This window comes from Piscirickettsia salmonis LF-89 = ATCC VR-1361 (assembly GCF_000297215.2).
GTDB classification, from domain to species: domain Bacteria; phylum Pseudomonadota; class Gammaproteobacteria; order Piscirickettsiales; family Piscirickettsiaceae; genus Piscirickettsia; species Piscirickettsia salmonis.
On the sequence record NZ_AMFF02000018.1, the window covers coordinates 1 to 5,368 of the forward strand.

Below are 5,368 nucleotides of genomic sequence, written 5' to 3' on the forward strand. Positions count from 1 at the left end.
CGAGGTAGCGACGCTTACGCTCTATGCTCTTGATTTTTAGTATTCCTCTTCCAGTAAGATCGTTGTAAGCGGTCTTACTACGTTATTGCCACCAGCAGCTTCGGTGATTACATAAAAATCACTTTCTTCGATATTAAATTTTGATAAAAGTCTTCCTCCTTTTTCTACATCAATATCATTTAGCTCTTTATCCTCATCACAAATATTTCCCCAGGCTCCACTTAAATGTCTTCTAAGAAGGGAGGTCCACATTTCAATTTTTAGATTTTCGATTTCACTAGTATTGCCATGAATATTTAAAAGTATTGTATTGATCGCAATTCGCGCTGGCCGAGTAATTACTGCCCGCTTTGTTAATAGTTTTATTTTTTCGTCATACATAAGATAAAAACCTCTTTAAAATTTATAAATTGACAACTCTACATCAAGCTTTCTTTTAGCTTTTATTAGTTCCTCCTTTGCATTTAATAATTTTTCTGTTGTTTCATCCAGCGCCCTTCCTTTTGCTTCTTTCAAAACCTCTCTAAAATATTCAAACTGAGAACAGGCGCTATTAAAATCATTTTCCCTTTCTTTTAGCTGACTATTCATACAATCACCTTTTCTTTTTTTACAAGATAATTATCTATAGATAATTATCTCATTTTGAATCGAAAATTAGAATGCTACGCCTAGGCCCTCTTTCAAAGAGGCGAGAGCGGCAGGCATTTCGTTTGTGTACTCACCAACAAAATCCCATACAAAACCCCGATAAATCACTTCAAAGTCTTTAAAAATGGTTAGAGAGTTATTTGCTGCTAAATGATATAAATAGTCTTCTTTTTGGCTGTTCATAGCGTCAATATTAGCCAAGATGAAGCTAACACGATTTAAAACTGAGAAATTCTTTTTTTCTATAGAAAACGCCTTGCGAAATATCTCCGCACCATCACTTAAGCTAATGGCACCATCAATATTTACATCGCGGTTTTTCTTGGCGTTTGCATGTTTAAAACTAAAAGTCGTTTTCATTGTGTTTCTCCTAATCCCTTGTTTCTATATGATTATAATAACACATTTAACTTGAAATGCAATAATTATCTACAGATAATTATTGCATTTTAGGCATTTAATTTGCTTGTCCCCTTTGTTTTTTTATCAGTGCTTTTGCTTCAGCCGTTGGCACTAGCCCAAGTTTTTCTATATTTAAAAATGCCCGCCGTCCTTTATTGTGTCCTTTATTTCTAACTTTTAGCTCTACAATTGAAGTACCAATGTGCGCCGTTTCTATCTTGAAGCTATCCATTTGGCCGATTTCCTCACAATAAGAGAAGCTAAGAGCCTCTATGCCTCCAGTCGGCCCCAAGTATGCGGGGCTGTCTTTATTTACCCGCCATGATACACCGTTCAACTCGATAGTCCCGGCAGACCACTGACAACTAGGCTTTCCTCCTGTCACTCTAATATTTTTCACTTTATTTTTAGCCAAAAACATTAAATTATTAAGCCGCTTTTGTTCGCTGGCCAAAGATTCTCTAAAATCATTCTCAATTTGCAATAGTTGCTTGCCAGCTTCGATCATAAAAAGTGGCGTTCTCAACTCAAATAAAGGCCCAGTTAAAAGATAATCTTTAACCAAATACTGTTTCTCTTTTCTTAGCAGCATTGTAAGCTCTGGATAATGAAGTAACTCTTTAGCAGAGTAACTTTTATGAGGAATATACTTTGATAATGTAATTGTGGCTTCAGTGTCTTTATTTTCTTGGTGGCGGTCGCGGTTCAAATCAATAAGGCGCTCCACTTCACTTGCTTCAATGCCTTGCCACATATTCGACAATAAATTAGCTTTTCTGCCTCGTTTAGGGTTGCCTCTGTTCTCTTCTGAAAGCTGTATTTGTTTAATCGTCATCATAAACCCTATTTAATTGTTAACGTAATTGAAAAGGTGGGAAACTCCCACCTTTGGGCTTTTAGCCACCAATTCGATGATTCGGTCCAGCGTTGCCTTTGTACTTACTAGACCCATAGGTGCCGCGTATTTTATCTAATCCCCAGCCTGTACGACGCGCTGAACGCTTTACTCGGCTAGGTTCAGGGTTGTAGTACCAGCATTTTTTCTTATTGCCCCAGGCCCACCCAAACTCTTTTAATGACTCGCGTATTTTTTTCATTTCTTCGCCACGCAAATCTGTATGCAAATATAGCCAAATCCCACAGACCTCAACATCAGGGGTCTTTATGTCTTTCAAAGGGACAATAGCCGCTCTAATTTTCTCGATCATTGCATCATCATTATAATCGTCACACAACTCAGCTTTACCGAAAAAATCATCAATATTCACCTCTTGCAGTTCTTTTAAAATTTCCCAGGCTTTCAGTATGGCTTGCATAACTTCTTTTTCACCACCACGGTCAGGATGATATTTAAGAGTTAATCTTTTATAAGTTGTCTTAATTTCTTGTGCTGTATAGCAGCCTTGAGTCAGGGCGAAAATTTTTAGGGCTTGCTTAATTGTGACTTTTTCCATGATATACCTCTATTTTGGTTTAGTGGAGGAGCTTTCCCCTTCCACACCTCTATAATACCAAAACTGTAGAAAAATGCAATAGTTATCTATAGATAATTATTGCATTTACAGTTGATTTTTAATGATCTTTAGCGATAGTTTTCCCATAATAATCTGAAATACATTGATTAATTTTATTAAGTAGTTTTTCTTCTAACCAAATATGCATATTACCATTCAAAAATACAACAACTCGATAACCATCAAAGATAAATTCATCTTTTCCTAAGAATAAGCCTTGACCAACAATTAGGTCAGGTTGCTTATCACTGCTTACGCTCGTTGGGTCAACACCATTTAAGATAAAAGCATAATTGCAAAAATCTTTAAAACGTTCTTGACCAGAAGAATAGTAGGACCATGACTTACCACTGAATATCCCACTCATAATGATACGCTTTTTTACTTTAAAAGCATCATGGCTTTTGTAGTTTCCACTTAAACTCTTGAACAAATCAACCAATCCCTCCTTAAAATTTTGTTCCCTTTTTGCAAACCAATCCATAAATGTTGCCATTGCACTATCTCGCGTAAATTCTGGTGCATTATCTACTTCAGCATAAAATTTATCAGCCTGCTTTGTATTAAGAACAGCAGCCAGCTTAGTTCTTTTAATTAAGCTAAGCCAACATTGCCGGTCAAGCGACTTAGCTAATTTACATTTATTTTTATCTCTGTCACCTGCATACCAATAAATATCACTACTTAGCTCTCTAAATGAATATTCAGGAGCAACCTCGATTGCATCGAAAATTAAATCAAGCCCTTGCTCAATCAAACTCTTAGCTTTATTTCTTTGTTCCACTATTCTAGTGATTTCATCGATTGGAGGAGTAGGCAAAGTATTCATAATTGTTTCCTTTAGTTTTTGGAATTAGTGAAGGAGTTTTCCCCTTCCACCCTTTAATAATACCAGAACCATAGAAAAATGCAATAATTATCTACGGATAATTATCTATTATTTCTATTTATTATTGTTTTAGCTTGATATCTTGCTTTACTTTATCGAATTTAAATTTAGCAGGCCACGTCAACCTTAAACAATATAATTATCCGTAGATAATTATTGCATTATTTTGCGCGCTGTGAGATAATTATGCCATAGGTAAAAAAGAAGGTTTTTTATATGCTCAAATTCAATGTGCGCGAAAACAATGATCGCTCATCTTATGTCAGTATTTTACGGAATAAGCCCGGTTGGAAAAAAGGTGAAGGTTCGCCCTATGAAAGCATTGCTAATCTAAAATTCTCTAGCTCCGTTAGTGAGTACCCTGAAAAGCTTGGAGAAAAAGATAAGAAAAATTTAAGCCCTGACGAAGTTACATCTCTTGAAAATTGGTATAGCTGCGTTTTATTTTCGGCCAAAAATTTTGGCTCCTCCATTGTTGACCTAGAGTCATTGATATATCGTTTGGATCCAAAATTTAATGATGCCCTTAACGAGCTGGCCGCAGCCGCACGAAAACATGACATCGACTTTACCCCTCAACAGATTATGCTAGATGCTTTACTCGAAGCAGCCAAAAAAACTGAGCATGCAATCGAGAAGAAAACACGCAAAAAAGCAGACATTCTTTCAAAAGTTGACATAGACTCTCGCCCAGCAGGGCTACTCTATCGACTCGACGAAAAAAACCGAGGAATTTTTGAGGCTTTATTTGGCTTACCCTGTGGTCAGGCCAAGATGATCAAGGAATTTAACGCAACCGCACAACGCTATGGCCGCCGTGGTGACACGACCTTGAACACACTTGAGAAAATGGCATACCCAAAAAAAGGTGAACACCCCCTCACAGTTAAGAAGTGGATGTTTTCAGCCGCTATCGATTTACTCTATGAAAACCAATTAAACCCAATTAACGTGATCAGTGCTGATTCTGTCGCCCAATATTTTGCATTGCAGCGAAAACAAGAGGGTATTAGTGTCGAGGAATGTGTGTTTATTTTTGAAAAACGCTTCGACCCAAACAAAACACAACTTAAGCTTGCAGTCAAAGCAATAGAGAAGCAATACGGGGAAACGGTCAATGTTTAAGGCGTTAACCATACATAAGTATAGAAAAGTTATTAAAAATTTAGTGAGAAGGCAGTCTTAACTTTCCATGATTTACACAAAAGCTGAATATCTTGCAAATAACCTCAAGTGTTTACTCAAAGATGAATCTATCGATGCAATTACCATGTGTCGGCTATTAAAAGAGCAAGGCTACCAAATTTCACAAGCAACAATCAGCAATATATTAAATGGAAAGACTAGCGTAAATCTAAGCATTGTAGCGCCAATTTCAACTTTCTTTAACATTACGATTAGTGAATTAATTGGTGAAACGCCTATACCTAAAAATAGGAGGCCAGCAAAAATACCGCTAGAACGAAAAATGAAATCAGACAAGCTCCAAACAGGCAGCCGCAAGCTTGGCTTTACAAAAGAGCAAGTAGAATCAATGCAGCACCAAGCTCGACAAGGAATAAAGTTAGTAGATATAGCCAAAAAACATAAAACAACAGATTCAACAATAGCCAGATATATTGCTCCTAACGGCGCTTTAAGGAAGTATGGCTTACGAGCCGTAGCACAAATCATTTGATATTCAACAACTCAACCTGCAAGAGTTTAATGAATTTTTCAGGTATTACGATTAATCATAATTTTAAGAACTACAAACAGAATATAATTTAAACAAGTAAAAGGTTTATAAATGACAATCCCAAAACTTAGCTAATCTGTAGAACTTTAGATCTAATCTGACACTTGGGCCATATTGAACTAAATTTTCAATATGGATAATTAATCACACAAGGAGTGTTGTGATGACAAGTTT

8 protein-coding genes are annotated in these 5,368 nt (G+C 36.4%); 2 read left to right on the forward strand and 6 right to left on the reverse strand.

Features of this window, described 5'->3' with window-relative positions; genetic code table 11:
- Positions 1–36: 36 nt before the first annotated feature.
- The 6 genes from C200_RS14420 to C200_RS01955 form a co-directional block, all read right to left on the reverse strand.
- Entirely contained in the window at positions 37–381 is a 345-nt protein-coding gene (locus C200_RS14420; protein ID WP_016211578.1) for a hypothetical protein, read from the reverse strand.
- A 15-nt stretch (positions 382–396) separates the two neighbouring features.
- Entirely contained in the window at positions 397–591 is a 195-nt protein-coding gene (locus C200_RS01935) for a hypothetical protein (RefSeq protein ID WP_016211586.1), read from the reverse strand.
- 66 nt (positions 592–657) lie between these two features.
- Positions 658–1,011 (reverse strand): hypothetical protein, encoded by a 354-nt coding sequence (locus C200_RS01940; protein ID WP_016211584.1) that lies wholly within the window; start codon positions 1,009–1,011, stop codon positions 658–660.
- A gap of 97 nt (positions 1,012–1,108) precedes the next feature.
- On the reverse strand, positions 1,109–1,891 hold the full coding sequence (locus C200_RS01945; protein ID WP_144019303.1) for a hypothetical protein: 783 nt from the start codon (positions 1,889–1,891) through the stop codon (positions 1,109–1,111).
- Positions 1,892–1,949: 58 nt separating this feature from the next.
- Complete coding sequence (locus C200_RS01950) at positions 1,950–2,507, reverse strand: DnaJ domain-containing protein (RefSeq protein WP_016211585.1); 558 nt, start codon at positions 2,505–2,507, stop codon at positions 1,950–1,952.
- A gap of 118 nt (positions 2,508–2,625) precedes the next feature.
- Complete coding sequence (locus tag C200_RS01955; protein ID WP_016211581.1) at positions 2,626–3,396, reverse strand: DUF4942 domain-containing protein; 771 nt, start codon at positions 3,394–3,396, stop codon at positions 2,626–2,628.
- Positions 3,397–3,672: 276 nt separating this feature from the next.
- On the opposite strand from C200_RS01955, the gene C200_RS01960 reads away from it, so the two are divergent.
- On the forward strand, positions 3,673–4,581 hold the full coding sequence (locus C200_RS01960; protein WP_016211583.1) for a hypothetical protein: 909 nt from the start codon (positions 3,673–3,675) through the stop codon (positions 4,579–4,581).
- A 67-nt stretch (positions 4,582–4,648) separates the two neighbouring features.
- Positions 4,649–5,134: a helix-turn-helix domain-containing protein gene (locus C200_RS01965; RefSeq protein ID WP_016211579.1), complete on the forward strand. Its 486-nt coding sequence runs from the start codon at positions 4,649–4,651 to the stop codon at positions 5,132–5,134.
- Positions 5,135–5,368: the final 234 nt, after the last annotated feature.